This is a genomic window from Oceanobacillus locisalsi (assembly GCF_042675985.1).
GTDB classification, from domain to species: Bacteria; Bacillota; Bacilli; order Bacillales; family Amphibacillaceae; genus Oceanobacillus; species Oceanobacillus locisalsi.
Genome location: NZ_JBHTKK010000011.1, coordinates 67,781 through 91,988 on the forward strand (window position 1 = coordinate 67,781; position 24,208 = coordinate 91,988).

At 40.1% G+C, this 24,208-nt stretch carries 26 protein-coding genes and 1 riboswitch; of the genes, 18 read left to right on the forward strand and 8 right to left on the reverse strand.

Annotated elements, in window-relative coordinates; all coding sequences use genetic code 11:
* The first annotated feature begins 33 nt into the window (after nt 1–33).
* Together ACFQ19_RS10455 and ACFQ19_RS10460 are read left to right on the forward strand one after the other, a co-directional pair.
* Nucleotides 34–738, forward strand: coding sequence for a hypothetical protein (locus tag ACFQ19_RS10455; protein WP_379592024.1), 705 nt, complete (start codon nt 34–36; stop codon nt 736–738).
* A 69-nt stretch (nt 739–807) separates the two neighbouring features.
* The gene (locus tag ACFQ19_RS10460; RefSeq protein ID WP_379592025.1) at nt 808–1,116 is read left to right on the forward strand and encodes a hypothetical protein; all 309 of its coding nucleotides are present in this window, start codon (nt 808–810) and stop codon (nt 1,114–1,116) included.
* Between the two features lie 68 nt (nt 1,117–1,184).
* On the opposite strand, the gene ACFQ19_RS10465 is transcribed toward ACFQ19_RS10460, so the two are convergent.
* The 3 genes from ACFQ19_RS10465 to ACFQ19_RS10475 form a co-directional block, all read right to left on the reverse strand.
* Complete coding sequence (locus tag ACFQ19_RS10465; RefSeq protein ID WP_379592026.1) at nt 1,185–1,736, reverse strand: GNAT family N-acetyltransferase; 552 nt, start codon at nt 1,734–1,736, stop codon at nt 1,185–1,187.
* An 887-nt stretch (nt 1,737–2,623) separates the two neighbouring features.
* Nucleotides 2,624–3,589 (reverse strand): bile acid:sodium symporter family protein, encoded by a 966-nt coding sequence (locus ACFQ19_RS10470; RefSeq protein WP_379592027.1) that lies wholly within the window; start codon nt 3,587–3,589, stop codon nt 2,624–2,626.
* A gap of 341 nt (nt 3,590–3,930) precedes the next feature.
* Nucleotides 3,931–4,908, reverse strand: coding sequence for a C40 family peptidase (locus ACFQ19_RS10475; protein ID WP_379592028.1), 978 nt, complete (start codon nt 4,906–4,908; stop codon nt 3,931–3,933).
* Nucleotides 4,909–5,459: 551 nt separating this feature from the next.
* Between ACFQ19_RS10475 and ACFQ19_RS10480 the strand changes: the two genes are divergently transcribed.
* The 11 genes from ACFQ19_RS10480 (at nt 5,460) to ACFQ19_RS10530 (ending at nt 16,561) form a co-directional block, all read left to right on the forward strand.
* Entirely contained in the window at nt 5,460–5,969 is a 510-nt protein-coding gene (locus ACFQ19_RS10480) for a hypothetical protein (protein WP_379592029.1), read from the forward strand.
* An 11-nt stretch (nt 5,970–5,980) separates the two neighbouring features.
* Entirely contained in the window at nt 5,981–7,009 is a 1,029-nt protein-coding gene (locus ACFQ19_RS10485; RefSeq protein WP_379592030.1) for a TFIIB-type zinc ribbon-containing protein, read from the forward strand.
* Nucleotides 7,006–7,785 carry a TPM domain-containing protein gene (locus tag ACFQ19_RS10490; protein ID WP_379592031.1) on the forward strand — a complete coding sequence of 260 codons (780 nt, stop codon included), beginning with the start codon at nt 7,006–7,008 and terminating at the stop codon, nt 7,783–7,785. Before ACFQ19_RS10485 ends, ACFQ19_RS10490 begins: the two co-directional genes overlap by 4 nt.
* A 51-nt stretch (nt 7,786–7,836) precedes the next feature.
* The gene (locus tag ACFQ19_RS10495; protein WP_379592081.1) at nt 7,837–8,898 is read left to right on the forward strand and encodes an SPFH domain-containing protein; all 1,062 of its coding nucleotides are present in this window, start codon (nt 7,837–7,839) and stop codon (nt 8,896–8,898) included.
* Nucleotides 8,899–9,024: 126 nt separating this feature from the next.
* Entirely contained in the window at nt 9,025–9,864 is an 840-nt protein-coding gene (locus ACFQ19_RS10500; RefSeq protein WP_379592032.1) for a sulfite exporter TauE/SafE family protein, read from the forward strand.
* A 12-nt stretch (nt 9,865–9,876) separates the two neighbouring features.
* Nucleotides 9,877–11,271 (forward strand): bifunctional metallophosphatase/5'-nucleotidase, encoded by a 1,395-nt coding sequence (locus ACFQ19_RS10505; RefSeq protein WP_379592033.1) that lies wholly within the window; start codon nt 9,877–9,879, stop codon nt 11,269–11,271.
* An 82-nt stretch (nt 11,272–11,353) separates the two neighbouring features.
* Complete coding sequence (locus ACFQ19_RS10510) at nt 11,354–11,662, forward strand: YunC family protein (RefSeq protein WP_379592034.1); 309 nt, start codon at nt 11,354–11,356, stop codon at nt 11,660–11,662.
* Nucleotides 11,663–11,808: 146 nt separating this feature from the next.
* Nucleotides 11,809–12,603: a sporulation protein YunB gene (gene yunB / locus ACFQ19_RS10515; RefSeq protein ID WP_379592035.1), complete on the forward strand. Its 795-nt coding sequence runs from the start codon at nt 11,809–11,811 to the stop codon at nt 12,601–12,603.
* 67 nt (nt 12,604–12,670) lie between these two features.
* A riboswitch (Lysine riboswitch) is annotated at nt 12,671–12,848 on the forward strand.
* 246 nt (nt 12,849–13,094) lie between these two features.
* Nucleotides 13,095–14,657: a Na+/H+ antiporter NhaC family protein gene (locus ACFQ19_RS10520; protein WP_379592036.1), complete on the forward strand. Its 1,563-nt coding sequence runs from the start codon at nt 13,095–13,097 to the stop codon at nt 14,655–14,657.
* Nucleotides 14,658–14,917: 260 nt separating this feature from the next.
* Nucleotides 14,918–16,441, forward strand: a complete 1,524-nt coding sequence (locus ACFQ19_RS10525) for a sodium-dependent transporter (protein ID WP_379592037.1) — start codon at nt 14,918–14,920, stop codon at nt 16,439–16,441.
* Nucleotides 16,442–16,453: 12 nt separating this feature from the next.
* Nucleotides 16,454–16,561, forward strand: coding sequence for a methionine/alanine import family NSS transporter small subunit (locus ACFQ19_RS10530; protein ID WP_379592038.1), 108 nt, complete (start codon nt 16,454–16,456; stop codon nt 16,559–16,561).
* A gap of 63 nt (nt 16,562–16,624) precedes the next feature.
* Here the strand turns inward: ACFQ19_RS10530 and ACFQ19_RS10535 are convergent, their stop codons facing one another.
* Together ACFQ19_RS10535 and ACFQ19_RS10540 are read right to left on the reverse strand one after the other, a co-directional pair.
* Entirely contained in the window at nt 16,625–17,560 is a 936-nt protein-coding gene (locus ACFQ19_RS10535; RefSeq protein ID WP_379592082.1) for a M23 family metallopeptidase, read from the reverse strand.
* Between the two features lie 59 nt (nt 17,561–17,619).
* On the reverse strand, nt 17,620–18,165 hold the full coding sequence (locus tag ACFQ19_RS10540) for a YhcN/YlaJ family sporulation lipoprotein (RefSeq protein ID WP_379592039.1): 546 nt from the start codon (nt 18,163–18,165) through the stop codon (nt 17,620–17,622).
* A 143-nt stretch (nt 18,166–18,308) separates the two neighbouring features.
* Here ACFQ19_RS10540 and ACFQ19_RS10545 point away from each other — a divergent pair, with 143 nt between their 5' ends.
* Nucleotides 18,309–18,584, forward strand: a complete 276-nt coding sequence (locus tag ACFQ19_RS10545) for a YutD family protein (protein ID WP_379592040.1) — start codon at nt 18,309–18,311, stop codon at nt 18,582–18,584.
* A 68-nt stretch (nt 18,585–18,652) separates the two neighbouring features.
* Here the strand turns inward: ACFQ19_RS10545 and ACFQ19_RS10550 are convergent, their stop codons facing one another.
* Together ACFQ19_RS10550 and ACFQ19_RS10555 are read right to left on the reverse strand one after the other, a co-directional pair.
* The gene (locus tag ACFQ19_RS10550) at nt 18,653–18,901 is read right to left on the reverse strand and encodes a hypothetical protein (protein WP_379592041.1); all 249 of its coding nucleotides are present in this window, start codon (nt 18,899–18,901) and stop codon (nt 18,653–18,655) included.
* A 53-nt stretch (nt 18,902–18,954) separates the two neighbouring features.
* The gene (locus tag ACFQ19_RS10555) at nt 18,955–20,391 is read right to left on the reverse strand and encodes an amidase (protein ID WP_379592042.1); all 1,437 of its coding nucleotides are present in this window, start codon (nt 20,389–20,391) and stop codon (nt 18,955–18,957) included.
* 169 nt (nt 20,392–20,560) lie between these two features.
* Here ACFQ19_RS10555 and ACFQ19_RS10560 point away from each other — a divergent pair, with 169 nt between their 5' ends.
* The 3 genes from ACFQ19_RS10560 to ACFQ19_RS10570 all read left to right on the forward strand — a co-directional run bounded on the left by ACFQ19_RS10560 (nt 20,561) and on the right by ACFQ19_RS10570 (nt 22,495).
* Nucleotides 20,561–20,998, forward strand: a complete 438-nt coding sequence (locus ACFQ19_RS10560) for a DUF86 domain-containing protein (protein ID WP_379592043.1) — start codon at nt 20,561–20,563, stop codon at nt 20,996–20,998.
* A gap of 29 nt (nt 20,999–21,027) precedes the next feature.
* Nucleotides 21,028–21,666: a helix-turn-helix transcriptional regulator gene (locus tag ACFQ19_RS10565; protein WP_379592044.1), complete on the forward strand. Its 639-nt coding sequence runs from the start codon at nt 21,028–21,030 to the stop codon at nt 21,664–21,666.
* Between the two features lie 61 nt (nt 21,667–21,727).
* A complete protein-coding gene (locus ACFQ19_RS10570; protein ID WP_379592045.1) occupies nt 21,728–22,495 on the forward strand; it encodes a TIGR01457 family HAD-type hydrolase in 768 nt (255 codons plus the stop codon).
* A 93-nt stretch (nt 22,496–22,588) separates the two neighbouring features.
* Here the strand turns inward: ACFQ19_RS10570 and ACFQ19_RS10575 are convergent, their stop codons facing one another.
* Nucleotides 22,589–23,107 carry a phosphatidylglycerophosphatase A family protein gene (locus ACFQ19_RS10575; protein ID WP_379592046.1) on the reverse strand — a complete coding sequence of 173 codons (519 nt, stop codon included), beginning with the start codon at nt 23,105–23,107 and terminating at the stop codon, nt 22,589–22,591.
* A gap of 87 nt (nt 23,108–23,194) precedes the next feature.
* Between ACFQ19_RS10575 and ACFQ19_RS10580 the strand changes: the two genes are divergently transcribed.
* Nucleotides 23,195–24,160 (forward strand): hypothetical protein, encoded by a 966-nt coding sequence (locus ACFQ19_RS10580; protein WP_379592047.1) that lies wholly within the window; start codon nt 23,195–23,197, stop codon nt 24,158–24,160.
* Nucleotides 24,161–24,208: the final 48 nt, after the last annotated feature.

Consider the following 24,208-nt stretch of genomic DNA (forward strand, 5'->3'; position numbering starts at 1 on the left):
GTCTTGTCGTTTTACATAGAAGGAGATGTTTGTTTGAAAGAAGTTATCCAATACAGCTTACATGATTATATCCGTTCCCATAAGTATTTTCCGCCGATTTCGACTTTTGTGGTGCTCATTTTCATTTTTTATACATACAAGCCGAATCCAATTGTCGATAGTTATGCGATTACGTCATTATTTTTGTTTATCGTATCTGCTTGGTTATGTATCAGTGTCTTGTCGCTGGATTCGCATGTACAAAGGCAGCTGATGATGGTACATGTAAGAAGCAGCTATCGGTATTATGTGGCAAAATTAACCGCCGTTTGGCTGATTGCGCTGCTGTTGGCGGTGTTTGCATTTCTTTATCCCATTATTTTTAATCTGTTTTCTGATTCTGTCACTTTTCATGTTGGCTTCGTAGCTTTTATCAATCATATGCTTTTAGCTATGCTCGGAGTTTGTGTTGCTGCCTTTTTCAGTAAAGGAATGATGGAAAGTGCTATCAATGCTTATGGCGGCTTGGCTCTGACGATCATTCTTTCGATTGCTGCACTCGGTATCCGCAATGCTTTACCTGCTTCTATCAAATACATCACATGGATACTGCCGCCGGCCACAGTTACCCAGCAGCCGTTATTTCAATGGGAAGAAGAAACCTTATCCAGTTTATCTTATTTTCCATTTTTATGGATTGCGATGTATACTGGCATTATTATGTTTCTGTTTCTTATCATAGCAAACAGAAGACGTTGATGTGTGTTGGCATGATATGAGTTAGATAAGCAGCAAGAATAGATACAATAGAAATAGAGATGGAGTTTCTTGGCTGGTATATTTTCTGTTTTAAGTGGTATGTTATTGGCAGCTGGTTTTTGGAAAAACAGAAAAGAGTTGAAAGAAACGTATTCAAAACTTGATTATATGCAAATCATCGGCATCATTCTTTCGTATATTATCACGGTTGCGGTGGCATTTGTACTTGTGTATTATGTTGGAAATTGGCTGGTCAGCTTTATTCCGTTTACTTTTCTCCGTCATGCTGCGTTTTCGGTCATTGTGATTTTTGTACTCTTTTTCAGTTTAGATTTGCTTCATAAAGTATTAGGGAAGATAACAAAAGGTGTCTTATAAATTGAATGGATATCTAATAGAGTGAGCAAAAGACAGGCCTGCTTCGAAAACCAGGTCTGTCTTTTATATTAAGATGTATTATAATGCTGTTGTTCCCATTCCTCGCGCAGCATGCCCATGCGGATAGAGTCATAGTATTCTCCGTTATAATACCGGACTTTGCGAATGCGTGCTTCCATCTGCATGCCGAGTTTTTCTGCAACTCGAATCATCCGCTTATTACCGGACCATGTTGTTAAACCGACACGCTCAAGCGGTAACTGATTAAAAAGGTGATTTATCCATAATTTTAAAGCCCGGGTGCCGACTCCTTTTCCCCAGGAATCTGCTTCATGTAAGACAATGCCCATTTCCAGCCAATATGAGGGTTCATGTTCCCAATAATAAGAAACAGTACCTCGGATATGGCCATCCATTTCAATCACACGGTGTTTTTCAGAAGTTACCCAGTGCGCTTGTTCGGATAGAAATGTTTCATATGATTTTGCTTGGTGTGGAAAATAGGGGGCGTCCCATTTTTTCCATTCTGGTTTTTCTTCTTTAAAAATCAGTTCCCACAGACGGGGCAGATCGTTTTCTTCAATTGGCCGGATAGTTAGATTGTTATCTGTATACTTCAATTGGTAAATCTCCTCTTGATTTTGTTTTTAATTAACTCAATTTTCGTATGTTAAAAAGTGTCTTCCTTTCCAAGGACAAGGAATGATTGCTCCTTCTATACAGCTGTTAGCACAGATAAGTAGGTAAGGTGTAAGAATACCGCTGCGGCGGACCGTTTTGCTTTCCTAGGGGCACGCTCTTCAGCTAACTTTTGCCAAGAAGAGCGCTTGGCAAAAGTGGATCTTCAGAGGGTGCTGATCCCTCAGGAGTCAAAACGGTCCGCCTCCGCTGGTGGGGTGTTCAATATATGAAATAGTTGAACAGACAAAAGTAGATTAGACAGAACACATTTTTCGTGGTGCATAGTAAAAATGTTCAGCAATCATTCCTTTCTGTGCATAAAAGCTATTATTTCATTTCACTTCATCAGGATGTTATTTCTCCCAAACGCTGTAGCGTCCTATTAGAGCGCAGGCCAACCACGTAGACTCCAAAGTGGTTTGCAAGCTAAAACCGTGACTCCTGTCACAACGCTTGCACTTGCACCTCGTGTGCATCGCAGGGCGAGCTGAAGATCCACTTGAAAAGCGGTCTTCTTTTCAAGTTAGCTGAAGCCGTCCCCATGGCAGACTAAGAACGCAACGTCCTGGGGTTGCGCTTACTCACCCCATTAAAACCGTTGTTGCAACGTCTGCACTAGTACGTCCTGGGACTGCGGTTACTCGCCCCATCAAAAACCGTTGTACGTCGGAAAGCGGAGGGCTTGGCCGGAGCGGAAGCTATACACCATATCCTGTTCAAAAAATAGCAGGATGATTGAACGAAAAGCAAGCATGATAATAGAGAGTCTGTTTATCCTGGAACAGCAAGATGTATATGCTTATTCTTAGATGCGAAAGTTGATTAATTAAGCAATTTCTCTTTTGTTTGATTTTTTCTTTTTCAACGGTATTCTTGACCAGATAGATGCAAGGATCGAACCGCTGATTACGTGCATCACAACTGCAATGGCGCCAGGCAAGGCGGTCAATGGCTGTGCTGCAAAATGAGCGCTCGCTAAGGTGGTGCCTAATCCAGCATTTTGAATGCCGACTTCGATGGATATTGCTCTTCTTGTTTCTTCATTAAAACGCAATAGGGTGGCAACTAAAAACCCAAGAAGCAGTCCGGACCAATTGTGCAAGAGAACCGTTACAAAAATGAGCAAACCTGAAGATGCGATATTTTCTGTATTCCCTGAAACGACGGCTGCTACGACACCTGAGATAGCTATTACCGAAATGAGCGGCAATACTTCTATGCTTTTTCCAACCGCTGTTGGGAAGAACCTTTGAAAAATAATTCCTAAAACGATAGGAATAATGATCACTTGAATGATGGAAAGGAACATTGCAAATGGATCTACTGGAATCCATTGCCCGGCTAGAAGGTACAAAAGTACCGGTGTCATAATCGGCGCCAGCATGGTGGATACGGATGTCATCGTAATGGATAATGCGACATTTCCTTTAGCAAGATATACCATGACGTTCGATGCCGTACCACCAGGAACAGAACCTACTAAAATAATTCCAGCTGCTAGAGCTGGCGGTAAATTCAAAAGTTTTGCAATTCCAAATGCAAGTAATGGCATGATAGTAAATTGCAGAATAACACCAATAATGACAGGTACAGGTTTGGTTAAAACCAATTTAAAATCTTTTGGTGTCATGGTGAGCCCCATTCCAAACATGACGATTCCAAGCAAAATGGTCATTATGTTATTTAGCCAGTTAAACCCACTGGGCATCAAGAATGCGGCCACAGCGATTAAAATAGTGATAAATGCAAAATACTTATTCGAAAAATTACTGAGACGGATTAATGCTTTCATGTGTTATAAAATACTCCCTTACTCTAATCTAAAATAGAATAGGGCTCCGTAATTTGTTTCGTACATCCTTTTGCAACTGTCTATAGGCAGCTAGTAGTCTCTCCGTATGAATAAACAAAATGATAGATAAAAACGATGTAACAAATAATATTGTATTAATCTGAAAATTTTCTATGTAAAAGTAATCGTTATCCTCTTTTAACGGAAACCCTTCTAAGAAATTGTTGACAAGTATATCGCAAAAAATTTAAAAAGTCTATATCAAATTTTGTATTTCAAAAATGATAGAAAAGAAGATATAAAAAAACAAGCGCAAATCATCGCGCTTGTTTTTTAAATGATTAATTGAAAGATTTAGCTCCAAGATAATGCTGCTGCCAATAGTCAGCATTTATATCAGCTTCCATCATTTGACCGTTGCCGCTGCTTGCATGAATCATACGATTATTACCAATATAGATTCCGCTGTGAGATGCACCAGCTGTATCGTAAGTTCCTTCAAAGAAGACTACATCGCCAACGCTTGGAGAATCTACATGTACGCCGTCATTTGCCCACATCTCATTATGTGTACGGGAAACATCGATACCTACTTGGTCAAACGTATAGTTGATTAATCCGCTGCTGTCTAATGCAGAAGGATTAGAATCTCCTGGCGTATATGCTCCAAATTGATATGGGATGCCTAGGGCACTTTCAGCTGCGTCAGCGATAGCTTGTCCGCTTGCTGAAGCTGTTTCTTCATTTTGCGGTCCAACTTCATCTTCGCCAGAATCATCGTTATTTACTTCCTCAATAACAATATCATCTTGAGATTCTTCTTCTGTTGCTTCATCCTCACTTGTTTCAGGTTCTGAAGCTTCTCCAGAATCAGAATCAGAATCTGAACCTGATTCAACAGAACCTCCTAGTGCACTGGAAGTATTCTCTCCAACAATGCCATCCTCTTGTAAACCTTGATCAGCTTGGAAATCTCTTACGTCTTGCTCTGTAAGGTCTCCGAAAATACCGTCTACATTACTAGAAGAGTAACCTTGATTTTGCAGATTGCTTTGTATGTTTTCTACCTCTTGCCCTGAATCACCTTGCTGAACAAGAGAAGAATTAGAATTAACGGAAGCTGAAGGTGTTTGTTCCTCAGAAGACTGTTCCTCTTGTGTTTCAGGGAGGCTACTTTCTTCGTAGGTGATATCTCCTTCTGTTGATCCTTCTCCCGCATTTGCAAAAACGCTGGAAGCTACTACTGGTGTAAGTGCAAGCGTGGTTGCAAATGCAGTAGAAATAACATATTTTTTTGCGCTAAGATTCGATGGTGCCAAAAGAATTCCTCCTTAAGAATTGTAATATAATGTTTTGAAAAAACGAAACCTATGTAGAAGATTTCACTTCATCACGGTGGCTCGTCCGTAAATCTACCATTATAGCTTTATGGGGAGTACAAATTGAATGGAATGGTAGATTACGAACGAAACACCTTGATTTTTGTCCAGTAAATGTCCTGCTGAACTTCAATCTTTCACTATGTATAACATAACATAGACACATCACAAGACAATAACCACATTTTTAAAGAATGGTAACAAATTATTAAGTTATATTACATGAATCGACATAAATGAAACTGTCACATATCAGCATTTTTCGATAATTATGCGATTTTTTCATTTCATTTTCATTTCTAAAGACGGTAAATATTACAAGAATGTAAAAGAAAACGAAATTTTAAAAAAAGTAGTTAGAAATCTGAGCGGAAATAAGGTATCCTTTTAAGTAATTGGTTAGCTCCGGATAAGTGCCAAAAAATGCTGGTGAAACCTTTCACGATTTTTTTCGTACTATTATATAAACAGGTAAGGAAGGGATGAGGCGGGTGCGTTTTTTTAAAGGATTTTATTCATCCGAACGGGAAACGAAGCAGAACAGGCAAAACTTGCAAAAACACAAAAAGGAAATGGATAAAGTGATGCGAGAGATGCAAGCCAAAATAGATACCGTGCAAATAAACATTACAAGAACAGATGAAAAGATATTAGAACAGCAAGGGCTTGTCGAGAAATTTGAAAGGTATAAGGAAAAAACAGCGCAGTCACATGAAAAAAGCCGGTTTCAAATGCAGCAAGAGACAGCGCGTAAAGAAATTGAAAAATTACAAAATCAAAAATATGATTTAGAAGCACAGTTGGTGCCTTTCCAGCAAAGTTATGAGCGCATGAACCAGATTTTTTCAGAAACTTTTGCTCGAATGGACGCGCTGGAAATAGAAGCATCAGCAAATAAAAATAAAGCAGAGATAGAGAAATTTACAACAGAAGAAGAAGAGAAGATTCAGTTTGAGCTTGCGGAGGCAGAGGCATTGCTTGAATTGCGGTCAGAAAAATGAGGTGAAAAAGGATGTTAGTACATTATAAATGTCCCAGCTGCGGAGCGGATATGGAATATGATAGTCGTTCTGGACGTTTGGCTTGTGACAGTTGCGGTCATGCGGAGCATATTGATACGTATGACGACGTGAACATATCCCAATCTTTTGAAGCAGATGAAGCGAAAGAATACCATTGTGAAAATTGCGGGGCGGTTGTTTTGACAGATGCAGATACCACAGCAACCTCATGCAGTTTTTGCGGGGCTGGGGTAGTTCTTGCGGATCGCTTGTCGGGCGATTTGGCTCCGGCGAAAGTGATTCCCTTTACCATTAGTAAAGAAGAAGCGATGCAAGCATTTAAAAAATGGTGTAAGAATGGCCGTTTAACGCCAAAAGGTTTTATGACAGCCGACCGGGTGAAAAATATCACCGGAATGTATGTCCCGTTTTGGATGTATGATTTAGATAACGATGTCGATGTCAAAGCAACAGGAACCAAAGTACGAACGTATCGGCGCGGAGATTATCGTTATACAGAAACCAAGTATTACCGTGTCTATCGAGACATCGATGTCAGCTATTTAAAAGTGCCTGTCGATGCATCGGAAAAAATGAATGATGAGTTGATGGATAAACTGGAGCCCTATGATTATAACAAGCTGGAAAGTTTTAAAACACCTTATTTAGCAGGATACTTAGCGGAAAAATATAATTACACAGATGAGGAATTATTTGACCGGGTGAAGGCAAAAATTAGAGGTTTTCTGGATACGTATATTGCTTCAACTATCCGGGGATACAGTTCTGTCAGCTATCAGCAGAAAAATATTCGCACGAAGCAGGCAAATAGCTACTATGTTCTTTTACCTGTCTGGATGGTGTATTATGATTTTGACCAGCAAGAGCATACCTTTGCAATGAATGGGCAGACCGGAAAAATTGTCGGCAAGCCACCGCTGAGCTATTCGAAGGCAGCAATCTGGTTTTCCAGCATTGCCGGCGGTTCGTTTGTTTTAATGAAAGCAATCGCAATCATGCTGGGCGGTGATATTCTATGAGAAAATATATCCTTCTTGCCAGTATATTCGTACTTATATCTTTCTTTGTTGTGCCTGCAGTTTTTGCGGAAAAACAATATATTTATGATAATGCAGACATATTTACGGAAAATGAACGTACAGATTTGGAACAACGAGCAGCGGAGTATAGTGAAGAGAACGAGATTGATATTCTTATTTTGACAAAGGATGAGTCAGACTCCGCAGATATAGATGATTATATAGATGATTTTTACGATGAGCAGGGGCCTGGTTACGATAAGGAACATGGCGATACCGTTATGATGGGTTTAGATTTTTCAGGTGGCCCTGGAGATAATGACGTTGCAATTGGCGGTTTTTATAAAGGAGAAGAATATGTGGATTCTGATCGTGCACAACAGCTTGCAGATGATTTAGTTCCTGATTTAGCAAATGGTGATTTTTATGATGCCAGTTTACTGTATTTTGAGAAGGTAGAGCAGTATATGGGCGTAAACCCAATGATCAATCCTGACAGTATTTTTTTGCAAACGTGGTTTCATTTGCTGGCGGCTGTTATAATTGGAGGTGCTATCGTCGGCTCCATGATTTTTAATATGGGCGGACGCGTGACTACAAATGCAAGTACGTATCTGGATGCGGATAATTCTCGTGTAAAAAGTAAATCAGACAGATATTTACGAAAATCCGTGACAAAAACGAAAATTCAAAAGAACTCTGGCGGGGGACGCGGAGGCGGTGGCAGAATGACTGGCGGCGGACACTCCCGATCTTCCGGACGGGCGAAATTTTAATGATGGTTTGAAATAAAAGGTATCGAAAATATAGAAAGGATGAAAAGCATGATGGGCTTTTTTAGAGGACAGATGGCAAATGTTGTCGAATGGGATGAATTTCGTGATGACATGATTTTCTGGAAATGGAATAACAACGAGGTGAAAAAAGGAAGTAAACTCATTATTCGCCCCGGGCAGGATGCGATCTTTTTTGATCAGGGAAAAATAGAGGGCGTTTTTAAAGAGGAGGGTGAGTATGAAATTGACTCGGATATTATTCCTTTCTTATCCACGCTGAAAGGTTTTAAATTTGGATTTAACAGTGGAATGCGGGTAGAAGTGCTGTTTGTCAATACAAAAGAGTTCACCGTGAAGTGGGGGACGAAGAATGCGATAAATATCCCTTCCCAGCAGCTGCCTGGCGGAATACCAATCCGGGCGAACGGAACGTTTCAATTCACTGTCAAAGATTATGTGAAATTAATTGATAATATTGCCGGGGTGAAAGATAGTTACCTTGTAGAAGATATCCGGCTGCGTATCACTGCGATTTTAGACCAATTATTAATGAAGTGGATTACTAGAGAAGGCAAGGATATGTTTAATTTGCAGGCGAATTCCTTTGAAATCGGTGAAGGGATTAGAGAAGACTTGGATATGCAGGTCAATAAGGATGGCTTTGAGATTACCGGTTTTCAAATTATGAGCTTTAATTATCCAAAAGAAATTCAGGATATGATTACCAAAACCGCGTCACACGGCATGATTGGCGATATGGGCCGTTATAAAGATGTCGCTATGACGGATGCGATTGCTTCCGGGAATTCAGAAGGTGGTAATTCGGCAACGGACATGGCCGGAATGATGATGGGAATGAATATGGCGAAAGAAATGATGAGCGGTGCGAACGAGCAAAGTACCGGCAATCAGCAACAGCAGCCCAATCAAGGCGGGCAGCAAAATCAACCTGGACAACAGAACCAGAATCAGCAACAAAATCAACAGAACGGCAACCAACCACCTGTTTCGGACAATGACAGAAGCAGTACGATTCCGAATTTCTGCCCGAATTGCGGAAATAAAACACAAGGAATGAATTTTTGCGGGAATTGCGGACATAAGCTAGTGTAAATACAAAATATGGATAGAAGAGAAGGGTGCTGTCCGACAGGAAGTATCCTTCTTTTGCATAGCAGAAAAATCCCGATTCCTTTCATCTCTTTAACAATATGGTATGATGACATATAGAAAGAAGGTGTGCGCAGATTGTTATTAGTTATTATGATTTGTTTCACTATCGCTATGTTGGCAGCTTTTGTAGGAAGTCTAGCTGGACTTGGCGGCGGAGTGGTTTTAATTCCATTGCTTTTTCTTGCAAGTGGAAATATCGAAGGCTTTGAATGGGTTACACCCCAAACAGTGGTAGCTATGTCTTTATTTGTTATGTTCTTTACAGGTATTTCCTCGGCGTTATCTTTTGCAAAAACAAAACGGATTGATTATAAAGCTGGCGGTCTCTTTTTGATTGGCAGCATCCCGGGAAGTATGTGCGGAGCTTGGCTGAATCAATTTGTGCAGGCAAATACTTTTTATATTTATTTTGGCATATTAATTATATTGATCGCAGCAATCCTTTTTTATCGGCAATTAAGAGGCATACAGCCCAAAAAGGTAGATATATCAGAAAAAGGGGCCCGTCAAGCAAAATTAGGGTCGCAAGTGTATACATATAACATTCGGGCTGTTCCTGCGTTGATCATTGCGTTCATTGTCGGGATGCTGTCAGGCTTTTTTGGTATAGGCGGAGGAGCTATTATGGTGCCGGTTATGCTGCTTGTTTTTGGATTCCCTGCCCATATTGCCACAGCGACATCCATGTTTATGATTATTTTCGTCAGCTTGTTTGGAAGTATCGCCCATGTAGCGCTCGGCAATGTCGCATGGGCGTATGTCCTGTTCTTTATACCGGGTGCGTGGATTGGCGGCAAGATTGGCGCATTAATAAATCAAAAGATTTCTAGCTCCTTATTAGAGCTGTTTTTGCGGATTTTATTGATTATCATGGGAATTCGTATGATTTTACAAGGAATTGGTTAGGAGCGTTGGAATATGAAAGATGAGAAAATTTACCTTTACTATACCAATGATTTGCATAGTAATTTTGGACAATGGCCAAGAGTAGCGGCTTTTTTAAAAGAGAAACGGGGATTAAGAGAAGAAAGGAAGGAAGCTTACTTTACGGTGGATATCGGGGATCATGTTGACCGTTCTCATCCAGTGACGGAAGCATCCAGCGGTCTGGCTAATGTGGAGCTGCTGAATGAAGCAGATTATGATATCGTCACGCTGGGAAATAATGAAGGAATTACCTTGTCCCATCAAGAATTGTATCGACTGTATGACCAGGCTGACTTTCAGGTCGTTTGCAGTAATTTATTCAGCAGGGATGATTTTACACCATTTTGGTTAAAACGGATGCATCTATTAACAACCAAAAGCGGTGTCCGGATAGGATTTTTTGGACTGACAGCGCCGTTTAATGCATTTTATGATCTGCTTGGATGGCATGTGGAAAATGAATTTGACATGATAGACCGCTATTTAGAGGAATTAAAAAAACAATCGGATATCATTGTTCTCCTTTCTCATTTGGGGATTTCCGTGGATCAAGAAATCTCCCGGCGCTATCCGGATATTGATGTCATTATCGGCGGGCATACGCACCACCTATTGGAAGAAGGGGAAGTAGTAAATCAGACCTTGATCACAGCTGCTGGAAAGCACTGCTACTATGCCGGTGAAGTAGAGCTTATCTGGAATCATGAGAAACAAAAAGTTATTTCCAAAAGAGCAGATGCCGTCGGTTTGCATGATAGTGCGAAGGATCTGGAAACAGAAGCACAGTTACAACAATTATCGGAACAGGCCAACCATTATTTGAATCAAGTGGTAGCAAATGTGGAACAGCCTCTGGAGGTAAAATGGTTCGCAGAGACACCGATTATCCAATCTTTAACCAAAGTTCTGCGAAGGTGGACCAATGCGGATATTTCCATGCTGAATGCTGGTGTGTTATTACATTCACTGCCGGCAGGGCCGATTACCAAAGGGGATATTCACCGTATCTGTCCGCATCCCATTAATCCTGTTCTGGTCGATTTAAAAGGAGATCAAATCGTGGAAACCGTCAGAGCTGCCTTGTCTCCTGCTTTCACAGAATTGAAATTAAAAGGTTTTGGATTCCGGGGAGAGATTTTAGGAAAGATGATTTTCTCTGGTATTCAAGTGGAGACGGCTTCTCATCGCAATGGGGAGATCTATGTGAAACAGGTCTATGCGGAAGATGGGTATCCAATCCATCCGGATAAAGTGTATTATGTTGCCACTGCAGATACGTTTACTTTTGGACAGTTTTTGCCGGAAATCTCCCGTTCTGCGAAAAAGCAATATTTCGTCCCGGAATTTTTACGTGATCTGCTGGCTTACGCTGTGAAACAGCATTAAGATATTTCTGGGTCTGCCTGTGACGTTCTGCTTCCCCTCTGCATACACTTATCACGAGAGAAAAACAGAGGGGGCTTTTATAATGATTACGGTAGAACCTCTTGAGGTGGATGGGATTATTTTTACTGCAGTGAGTGTAGAATTGCCGCAAACGACTTTATTGACCATTAGTAATGATGTCGGATATATTATGTGCGCAGCGCTTGATGTGGACATTTTTAATGAAATACCTAAACTGAAAGAAAGAAATGTCATTGCCGGGCGGGCAATGGGAGTACGAACCATTGACCAGTTGCTGCATGCGCCGTTGCAAAAAGTAACGGACGCATCCAAAGAGCATGGTTGGGAAGTTGGAATGACAGGGAAAGAAGCATTGCTTAAAATATCATAATACACTTGGGAGGCACTTCTTTTGTTTCGGATATGAAACAGAAGAAGTGTTTTTTAATGCAGTCGAATAAATTTGAATAAGAATGAAAAAGACTTCAGTTCTAATCTCCTTCAATCCTTGCATAAATTATGAAGAAGGGGGTCGTTGTGTTGAAATTTAAAAAGCGATACCGCTATCGAAAAAGCCGAAAAAGAAGAATACCTCCATCTCGACGCTCTGTTCTAGTGTTGACTTTTATTTTATTTTTTGCTGCGGTTGGTTTCAGTTTTTATTTAATTAACGTGAAGATTGAACCAATCGTAATTGATATAGCGGAAAGAAGAGCAGATGAATTTGCTACAAGAGCGATTAATACAGCTGTATATTATGTAGAGGAATATGGATTTGATGATATTCTTAACATCACATATGATAACGAAGGGAATTTGGTAACATATAACAGGGATCCGGCAATTATCAGTGAAATTAATCGGGTTGCTACTGACCGGGTGGAGGAGTTTTTTGCTCATGTAAATCGGGGAGAGCAGCTTGAATTTGATCATAATCTGCAAGAGCCATCTGAATATGAAGGCGGTGCAGAAGGAAGAGCTGAAATAGATCCAACATTAATTGAGATTCCATTAGGGCAAGTAACTGGAAATTCTGTACTGGCTAATTTAGGGCCAAGAATACCGATTAATATGGAAGTAATCGGAGCGGTCCGGACGAACGTGGTCAGTGAGGAAGAAGAGTTTGGCATTAACGGAGCCTGGGTGTCTTTATATATTAATGTCGAAGCTGATGTACAAATTATCGTGCCTTTTACTTCCGAAGTAAGAACGGTACATACGGAATTATATTTAGATGGAGGAGCCATTATGGGGAAAGTGCCTGATTTTTACGGAGGGGACGGAAACACGCCGGATATTGCTATTCCAAAAGAGGATTTGCAGAGGGAGTAAATATGTAGTATAGTACAAATGGGCGCAGAAGCTATTAAAATAGACATTTGAATAATACCTAACAGATCGGTGAGGTAGAGGTGCAAATCAGATAAGTACCCGGCTGGAGAATGACAACAGGGAAAGCTGGGAAAAGGTTGGTTTGCCGAAGCATATAGAGGAGTCTTACTTTATATTGCTGGCATGTAACTGAAAAAGTTATATGCTGTCATGTAAAAAACATTACATGGAGAACTATTGATCGAAATGGAGGATAACGTGAATTGTTGAAACAATGGTAGGTTATTTTCTATCATTGTTTTTTTGCGTTTACAGGGAAATTTGTATAATCGTACGAACCGTGGAGAAGTGTGAATATCCCTGTCTGCCTTCTTTTTTCGACACAGTTCATGCATAGGTTAAAAAAAGATATTGGCTCATGATGCCATGCTGTATGATTACCTTTATGCATGATTTGAAGATACAGGAAATGAATAGATGGGGGTTTAAACATGGAAGCTACGTATTGGTCACTTTTGCCTGCAGTTGTCATGCTGATATTAGTGATCGCAACAAGAAAAGTGCTTATTTCTATTGGCACAGGTATTTTGGTTGGAGCATTATTATTAAATGATTTTCATATATGGGGAACCATCCAGGAAATATGGACCGTATTTTACACGATTTTTTATGCAGATGGAGCGCTTGTAACCGGCAATATATTACTCATTCTTTTTCTGCTATTCTTAGGGGTGCTTACTGCATTTTTACAGTCTTCCGGCGGAGCGAAAGCATTTGGAGACTGGATGCTTGCACGGGTGAAGACCCGTACTGGCGCGGAAGTGATGACTATCATTACCGGATTGATTATTTTTATTGATGATTATTTTAATAGTTTAGCAGTAGGTCAGATTGCCAGACCTGTTACCGATCGGCAAAAAATTTCCCGTGCAAAACTGGCGTACTATATTGATTCCAGTTCTGCGCCGGTGACGGTCATCGCGCCGATATCCAGCTGGGGAGCATATATTATCGGCTTATTAGGCGGTTTATTTGTAGCGAATGGCATTACAGATATTCAGCCGATGGAAGCATTTATACAAATGATCCCACTTAATTTTTACGCGATTGCTTCTATTATTCTTGTGTTTATTGTTGCGTATTTCCATTTTGATATTGGTTCCATGTATACACATGAAAAAAGAGCAAAAGAAGACGGAGCATTGCTGGATCCAAAAAGAAATCAAGTTTCAGGCGATTTGAGTGATGTATTTGACCCGCATGAAGAGGGGAAAATCTTTCATCTGATTGTTCCGATTATCGTATTATTTGCCGTGACAGTCATTGCAATGGTTGGAACGGGTATCATGGAAACAGAAGGCAGTGCATCTATTCTGGACGCTTTTGCAAATACAAACGTCAACCTTTCCTTAATTATCGGCGGGATTGCAGCAGTGATAGCTTCTGTTATTTTTCATATCCAGCAAAGCCATCCGCGTTCAAGGTTACAGCAGATTTTTATAGAAGGTTTTAAGACGATGATTCCGGCAATTAATATTTTAATTCTTGCCTGGATGATTGGTGCGATTATTGGAGAATTGGAGACAGGAAGTTATTTGGCGGGTGTAGTCAATAACGCATCTGTTTCACCTGATTTTCTTCCGGCGATTTTGTTCTTGATTGCGGGATTAATGGCCTTGGCAACAGGGTCTTCATGGGGAACTTTTGGTATTATGCTTCCCATCGCTGTGGAAATCATGGCAAATACGGATATGACGTTATTATTGCCTGCATTGGCAGCTGTGCTTGCAGGAGCCGTTTTTGGAGACCATTGTACGCCAATTTCTGATACAACGGTTTTATCTGCAACGGGGGCAGGAGCACATCATATCGATCATGTTCTTACTCAGCTTCCCTATGCTATTATCGCTGCTTTTGCGGCGTTCATCGGTTTCTGCGTGATTGGAATCACTCATTCTGTCTGGATAGCATTAGGTGTGACGATACTTTTATTAGCAGGAATTATCTGGCTGACGCATGTATTATTTATTAAAGAAAAAAAGAAGGCATCATAATGGGAGGCTTGGAATACATTTTAGTATTCCAAGCCTTTGCCATGGAGCAAACAAAGGAAGGCATGGCAAATCCAAATAATAACATTTGACAAAACTGGCAGAAAGGATATAATACAATTAAAATAGTCTGAAAGTAATGATTTTTGCTATTATTTTTAAATCAATTTTTGAATAAAGAAAACCGTTATTATAAGCAATGAGAAGCGGCTTTCAAAACTTACTTTCATGCTATGGCTATTTATTAAAAGGGGGTATGATGAATGGAAACACGTTCACAGTGGGGGACAAGGGCGGGGTTTATTTTAGCGGCTGTCGGTTCAGCGGTTGGTTTAGGAAATATATGGCGTTTTCCAGCTGTTGCTTATGAAAATGGCGGCGGAGCATTTTTTATTCCTTATTTATTTGCGTTACTGACTGCCGGTATTCCAATTTTAATTATGGAATTCACCATGGGGCAGAAGTATCGCGGTTCTGCACCTTTAACATTTCGGAGAATGAATAAGAAAACAGAATTTATCGGATGGTGGGCTGTCCTAGTCGCATTTGTAATTTCAACGTATTATTCTGTGATTATTGCCTGGGCAATATCTTATTCTATTTTCTCGTTTAATCAGTCCTGGGGAGAAGATACAGAAGCATTTTTATTTGGAGAGCACCTGCAGTTAGCAGAAATTCCCGGGCAATTCGGCGGCCTCGTTCCAGGTGTGCTTATTCCGTTAATTATTGTTTGGCTGCTGGTATTAGGTATTCTATTCCGGGGAGTTAAAAAAGGAATAGAGATGGCAAATCGCATTTTCATTCCTTTACTTCTTATCTTATTTTTAATTATTGTTATCAGAGCAGTCACATTACCAGGAGCATTAGATGGATTGAATGCATTTTTTACACCTGATTTCAGTCAAATCCTGTCACCGGGAGTATGGATAGCTGCCTATGGCCAAATTTTCTTCAGCTTATCGATTGCATTTGCGATTATGATTACGTATTCCAGTTATTTACCTAAAAAATCAGATATAACGAATAATGCGTTTATCGTTGGTTTTGGTAATTCCGGTTTTGAATTGTTAGCGGGAATTGGGGTATTTGGAATTTTAGGATTCATGGCTTCTTCTGCCGGGGTAAGTATTGAAGAAGTTGTAGCCGGAGGAGTAGGGCTTGCTTTCGTTGTTTTTCCGGCGATTATCAATGAATTGCCAGCATTTAATGGCTTGTTCGGCGCGTTTTTCTTTATATCGCTGACACTTGCCGGGCTTACCTCTTTGATGTCTATTACGGAAGCGTACGTGGCAGCAATAGTAGATAAATTTAAAATTACACGTTCCAAAGCGGTTCTTATCGGCGGAGGCCTCGCAGCACTGGTTTCCTTAATTTATGCATCCCGGGGCGGTATGTATTTCTTAGATAATGTCGATTATTTCATTAATCAGTTCGGAGTTGCTATGATAGGTATGGTGGAAGTCGTGCTGATAGCATGGATTCTGCGCAGAACCAATGTCCTTAAAAATCATGCCAATGACATTTCGGACATCCGTTTAGGTGCATGGTGGACGATCAGTATAGCTGTTATTACACCAATTGTTATGGGCTATATGATGTTTGGACTCTTTAAGTTGAATTTACTAAGAGAATTTGATACAGAATCCGGTAATTATGAAAATTACTCTAATGCCTTCATTAATTATTCAGGCTGGGCAGTTGTTATCGGTGTGCTCGTGCTTGGAATTATCCTGGCATTAACAAAATGGAAATCAGATGATTCATTATCTGATTATAATGATAATTAGGAGGAGATAGATATGAGCGTTTCAGCAATTATTGTCATGATTATCGGTATCCTTGTGATATGGGGCGGACTAATAGCTAGTATCTGGAATGCCATTCGGAAAGGAAGAGAAAACGTTTAACGGTGTATAATCTATATAAAAATGGTGTGCATCCTGCACGTAAAAGAGATGCACACCATTTTTTTAATCCATTCGTTCCCATTTTCTTATATACGGATGTGGATCAAATGAAAATTCGCTGTATCCATTATCTTTATACATTCCGTAATGCAGATGCGGCGGAAATTTTCCAGATGTCCCAGGCGGACCGTAACCGGTAGAACCGACACTTCCCAATACATCTCCAGGTTTTACGACTTGTCCCACTTGTATTTCATCTTCGTAACCGCTCATATGCGCATAGTAGTGATAAATATTATAAATATCACGAATACCGATACGCCATCCTCCATATAAGTTCCACCCCATCATTTCCACGACACCATAGGTGGTAGAATGCACCGGTACGCCATAAGATGCAAAAATGTCTGTACCTTCATGAATCCGTAATCCGCCAAATCCGCGGCGGTCTCCCCAAGTACTGCGGTAACTGTAATTATATCCCGTATCCAATGGGAAAGACCGGTCTGTCAGATGAATATCGCCAAACTTTTGAAATACTTTAGCAGTGTTCATTATCGTCTGTACGGTCAAATCACGTTTATAATGCTGCCAGAGCGCAATTTTAACATCATCTTTATCCAAACCATATGTTAATATATGCTGTGCCATCGTATGAAGAATATCTTCCGGATCATCGGGATCTGCCTGGTTATCATCGTTTCCGTCTTTACCGACCCCTCCGAATTGCTGGATGACTTCTTGTTCGGTGGATTGAGCGGCGTTGCCCAGACCAAACCATTCTGTCTCATCAAATTGGATAGAGATAACTTTTTCGTCTTCTGAGGAAGGGAGGGTATTGCGTTCGTAATTATCCATTGCTGCAAAATAATACCAAGGTACTTGTGTGAGGCTTTCCACTTTTTTATATAAAGCCATTCTTTCTGTATAGATGTGATCTTCTGATTCAGCATGTACAAAAGAGGCTGGTTGACAAAAGAGAATAATACAGAACACCAGGATTGTAATTGTGCGTTTTTTTGCCAGTTGAATCACCTCCTTAGGAAATAAGTGTCCTTTTAATCATCTTTTTTCATCGTATCGACGATCTCCTGTACAAGCGGGTTAATATCTGTATTCTGATTTTCCATCACAGAATAATGGAGCGTTTCAATATTATGAATCAAACTGGTGTTGTTTGAAGCATGAATCGTATAATATCCAGGCAGAATAGACTTTGCTGTTTTTTCTGCATTGTCAATAGCGGTTTCCTTTGATATATTATCGGAAGCTTTAAATGCGATTAAAGCTTCTTCATCCGTTACCAATGTTGCTACTTCTTCAAAATCCGGATTTTGTAATAAGATGCTGGTAATCATTTCAGCAGTCTCGTTCCTGTCTATACGGATTTCTTTCGGTTCAGATGCATTTTTTTGATCAAATTCATCCTGGGTGTAACGTACAAAACCGATTTTATCCCGGGATGGCTCATTTGTATCTGATTCCATTTCCGGCGTTCTGTTGTTTGGATCTAAGGGGTTAGGTTCGCTGTTATTTTGATTAGGTGCACAAGCAGCAAGCGGTATAACAAAACTAAATAAAATAATGCCTAATTTTGTTTTCATATTTATATTTCTCCTTTCTAAGGTCTATTTCTTACATCTTAGTTTTGGAAAAAGGGCACAAATCATGCAGGTAATTTTTTCTGGTTTTTCTAATGGATTCTATGATAAACTAGGGATAATGAATAAGGAGTGGATGTCCTCTCATGATTGAATTAAATGGAAAAACATATGAGCTGATTGAAGAAAATAAAAATGGCTTCGAGGCAGAAGTTGTCAAAGATCGCTATTCAGAGGTTTTATCCAAATACGATTTTATCGTAGGTGATTGGGCGTATGAACAGCTTCGGTTAAAGGGGTTTTATCATGATAATCATGCCAAGGCTCCAATCGATGCTAAAATCAGCTGCTTTGAGGATTACATTTACGAATATTGTAATTTTGGCTGTGCTTATTTTGTATTGGAAAAAGTGCAGAAATAAAGAAGTTCAAAATATCTTCTCCGAATAAGAAGGGCTTTTGAACTTCTTTTTTTTGATAAAAATGTTACCTACTCATCTTTTTCTCCTAAGGGATGTGCGCCGGGGGCTCTTCGCTGCAGTTTTTTATGCTGCTCTTTATCGGCATAGGTGAAGGCGCTTGAGCGGTGCTGTCCTTCTTCCCAATCGGTTGATTTTCCGGAAACGGGTTCATTTTCCCGAATATCTGAACCGTATGATCCTTCTGGAAATTCTTCTGGAATGATGGTGTCATGTTGTTTTTGAACAGTTGAAAGTTCTTGATAATCTTTTTTCGGCATAGTTTTCCCCTCCTCCTGATTCAGTTTGTGCAGAAGGAGGGGGAATAACACTTTTAATAATTACCATTATTCACTTCGGCTAATTTATATCCCCGAAATCGTTTTGTAAGCAATTTACCCAGCCGAAAAATGGCATCTTCATTGCCGTTTCCGCTGATAATTTGTATGCCGATCGGCAAATGGTTTTCATCCTCTCCAGCGGGTATTGTCAGAGAAGGAAGCCCCCATACATTGGCATACGCGGTATAAGGCATATATTGCAGATAGGTTTTACGGATAGAAAATATTTCTTTGAAAACCTGACCATGATCGGATGCTGCTTGATAATAAACAGGCAGAATCAGCAGCCGTTTGGCGAAATATGTTTTCAGCAGTTCATCTCCCTGCTGAAGAATGCCGGCGATTTCCCGGACTCTTTTTTGAGAAGGCTTAAACATTTTTGCCCCCATGATGGCCCAGGATAAATATGGATGTACTTTCGTGCGCTGGCTCAGTTTTTCTTTTAAGAAAGAACGTACCAATCCGGAGCGGTCATTATTGAAAGCTTCATCTTCCACCAGTTTGCTTCCGTTGATCGACATGATTTCCTGCCAAATTAACGCGCTGTCTCTGAAATACGGCGGCATAATTTGCTGGACACTGTAAATTCTCTCCAGGAAATTTTCCAGTTCCTCTAATAACTGTCCTGTTCTTGTAGAGAGCGGGTAACCCAGATTGATTGGCAATATTTCCATTTTAAATGCATGTAATGTTTGGGACTTGGGTGCTGATGGAGCGATGATATCATAAATCAGCTGCATATCTGCTACAGTTTTTCCCATGGGTCCGGCAGTAAGCATACGCTGTTGCAGGTCATGCTGTACTTCTGGAAAATGCCCTTCTGTCGAGACCGTGTCTTTTCCAGGTTTGAAACCGATCACGCCGTTAAAATGAGATGGAAAACGAATCGAACCGCCAATATCAGATCCAATTCCGACTGGAGCACCGCCGGCAGCGAGCAAAGCACCTTCTCCGCCGCTTGAGCCTCCGGCGGTTTTGTTGAGATTCCACGGGTTATTGGTTCTGCCGTATAGTTTATTATCTGTTTCCTGGCAGAAGCACAGTGCCGGAGTGTTTGTTTTCCCGAGAATAATGGCTCCTTCTTTTTTTAACAGGCGGACAACTTCTGCATCTTCTTGATAAATAAGATCCTGCCTGTGCTCCAGCCCGCCGGTTGTTTTCATCCCCTTCACATGGAAACATTCCTTGATACTGATTGGCACACCATGTAATTTACCGGAAGGCGTCTGATTTTGAAGCAAATGATCTGCTTCCTGCGCCTCTTGCAATGCTTTAGCAAACCGATCTTCTACAACAGCATTGATGGAAGGATTAACAGCTTTAATTTGCTCAATAAAAGCTGTGACAGCTTCCACAGAGGTCAGTTGCTTCTTTTTTATGGCGGACGCAATGCTCGTTGCATCCATTTTTAAAATATGTTTTTTTTCCATCCGCATTTACCCCTTCAAACGTATTAAACTTACTATACCATGTTTTTTGAAAAAGAAAGCATGATTCGCTTTGAACAAGAAAGTCCAGTGAAATAACGTTAAAAAATATGGTATGATAATAGTAGTGATTTGAATATTCTTTAGTATAGACGTTTTTGGGGGAATCATGATGTATTTTGTAGATCAGCAAAAAATAAATTACACCCTTACATTTGTGAATGACATTTTAAAAACTTTTCAAAGTCATTCTTATAACAGCAAAGTAGAGCATCTTGCTTTAGAACGCATGGCTCATGTTTTTATAGAAGGTGTACTGGATATTGGCAATATGATGATAGATGGTTTTATTATGAGGGACCCGGGAAGTTATGAGGATATTATAGACATTTTAGTGGATGAAAAGGTCCTTCCTGCAGCGGAAGAAGATGTTTATAAAAAGCTTATTCACTGGCGTAAACCTTTAGTACATGATTATCAGAATATAGACCATCCGAAATTAGCGCAGTTTATGCAGGAAAACATGGATGTATTCACGCTTTTTTCGGAACGGATTCAAATATATTTACAAAATGAGCTGGGCGTGGCGAATGCCTTTATGAATAAATAAAAAGTGCGTGTAAACGGGAGGTTAAGCGGATGGGAAAACGTGTCTCGACGAAAGATAAGATTATCCAATTGTTAAAAAAGCAAGGCGAGTTAACGATGGATGCGATGATGGAGCACTTTACGATTTCGGAGACTGCTGTACGGAAGCAGCTTCATACGCTTGTGCAAGAAGCGTTTATTGAAGTGAAGCAACATAAAAAAGAGATTGGCCGTCCTTATCATACCTACCGCTTAACCGAAAAAAGCCAGGAAAGTTTTCCTGACCGCTATAAAGAACTTTCTTTAGATTTGCTTCATGATCTAGAAGCATTGCAGGGAACCCAGCTTATCCATGACTTGCTTCAAAAGCAATCTGCGAAAGAAAAAGTACAGTTAAAACAGCGTTTAGACGCATGTTCCACTACAGAAGAGAAGATTGCTGCGTTAAAAGATATGCAAAACCGGAGCGGTTATATGTTTCAAGTGGAGGATAAAGGAAGAGAAGGATTTCAATTAAATAATTTCCACTGTCCTTTTTTAGAAGTGGCAAAGGATTATCCGATCATGTGTCAGCATGAAAAAGAAATGTATGAATCCTTATTTCCGGATCAAAGAGTAAAGACAATGTCGTTGCTGGTGGATGGGAAAACGTACTGCCAATGGTATATTACCGGGGCATCCGATAAGTAAAAGCGTCATCAATTTATTCGCTCCATGCAGCAATGTCATATCAAGATAGAGGTGTACGATTGTGAGTAAATATAAAGGATATCTTATTGATTTAGATGGAACCATGTACAAAGGGGATGAAGTTATTCCGGAAGCGGCCCCTTTTATAACGCGGTTAGCAGAAAGAAATATACCGTATGTATTTGTAACGAATAATTCTACGAAAAGTACGCATGATGTAGCTGAAAAACTGAATCATTTAGGGATTCAGGCGAATGCGAATCAAGTTGTAACAAGCAGTATGGCTACAGCGAACTATTTAAAAGACCAATTGATTGAAACTTGCTATTGCATTGGTCAGAGCGGTCTGAAGGATGCGTTAGAAAAGCAGGGGATTCAGTTAGTCGATGCTATCCATGTTGATGCGGTTGTCGTCGGTATGGATAAAGATATTACGTATGATAAGCTGGCTACAGCGTGTATTGCTATTCGAAATGGAGCAGCCTTTATCTCTACCAACCGGGATCATGCTATCCCTACAGAAAATGGGATGGGGCCAGGGAACGGGGCTTTTACAGCATTGGTTCAGACTAGCACACAACAGGATCCTGTTTTTATCGGTAAACCGGATACGATTATTATGAATGAAGCGCTGGAGGTACTTGGTTTACCGAAAGAAGATGTGCTGATGGTAGGGGATAATTACCAAACGGACATTCAGTCCGGATTCAATGCAGAAGTGGATACCTTATTTGTCCATACCGGTGTAACCAAAAAAGAGGAGCTCTCCACCTTAGAAAAACAGCCGACGTATATTATCGAGAATTTATCAGAATGGAATATGGAGTAAAAAGAAAGCATTCATCTCCTATTGATGCAGGAGAGTGAATGCTTTCTTTTTGTCCGCAATCCTTGCTGTGATGTTCATTTAAAAATGCCCGGTTTATCCGTCCAGCTCTTCATGCTCGTTCTCTGCATCTCCATGAGCCAGACGGCTGGATGCTGCAGCTGCTACAGCGCCGACGATATCATCTAAAAATGTATGAATCTCTCCGCTGCTTTTATCATTTAATTTTTCTAAAATACCTGGTTTTTGTTTATCGATGTAACCGAAGTTTGTAAAACCGATAGAACCGTAAACATTAACAATGGACAGGGCAATCACTTCATCAATGCCGTATAATCCTTCATCAATTGCGATCGTCTCCTGTAACGGTTCGCTGAGTTGTTTTTGCTCCGCCAGCATGTCTAATTCAATACCTGTTATGACAGCGTTTTGTACTTCTCTTTTCGTTAATACCCGATTGACATTATAACGACATGTGTCCATTGTTAAACCTTGATGATATTTTGATTGCAGATAATACACTAATTCTGCAATATCTTCTATTTTCACGCCGCGTTCTTTTAAAAGTTGTCTTGCTCTTACTTCCAGTTCTGTTTTGCTTGTATATTTTGTCATTTTAAAACACACCTTTTTTCGATTTAATAGGATTGTATAGCCCTTTCCTTCATATAGTTAATATATACGATAAGGGGGAGTTTGTTGATGCCTATGTCAGAAATGCTCCGCAGCCAATATGCCATCCAGGTGGAAGGGAAGCAATTCATCGAAGAGCGTGAAGCTTATCAAAAAGAGCATTATCATTATTTTACCATTCCTGCCGGGAACAAGGAAATGATATTAATGGAACAAGCGACATTAGCTTATTTTTTAAGAGAAAACGGAATCTATCATGTTGCTTATCCCGTCCGAAATATAAATGGAGAATGGTTCACCAATTATGGTAATGAATGGTGGATGGTGCTTGTGTTGGAGGATAGTACACAGATATACAGGAAGGAAAGCCCAGGAAAAATGCTGGGCGACATCCATCGTATCGGCAGCGGTTTTCAATACGAACCAAAGATGATTTCGAGCTATGGACAGTGGAGAAAGCTTTGGGAAGAAAAAATTACCTTTTTTGAAAGCGAATTAACGAGGCAGGCAAAGGAAGAAACGGCAAGCAAGTATTTATCGGAAGTGATGGATGTGTTGCCTTATATTGTTGGAATCAGCGAGAATGCGATTCAGTATTTGCGGGAAAGTGAAAAGGAGCAGCGAATTTTACAGACCGATCAGAGTACCATCGGGTTCTCCAGGTGGAGCAGTTCTGAAAAAAAGATTATTTGGACGGATGAATTAGTATATGATCATCCGACACGTGATGTTGCAGAGTATATCCGGTATGCTTATTTACAAAACAAATCAGATACAGAAATAAATCAGTTTTTAAATGATTATCAGAACTACCAGCCATTATCCGTATTTGCATGGAGATTGATTTTTGCCAGGTTATCTTTTCCAGTACATGTATATGATTTTTTGGAGGGAGCTTTCCAATATCCGGACTTTCGGGCGTTGCAGCAATTATTAAACCATCAAGAAACATATGAACGAAGACTGGCACGTTTTTATGAAACGGTGGGTGTTGATGTTTCCGATTGGCGGATTCCTATGATAAGCTGGTTATAAGTCCAAATAAACAAAAAAATAGAAATCTTTGTTTCGTTATGGAAAGGA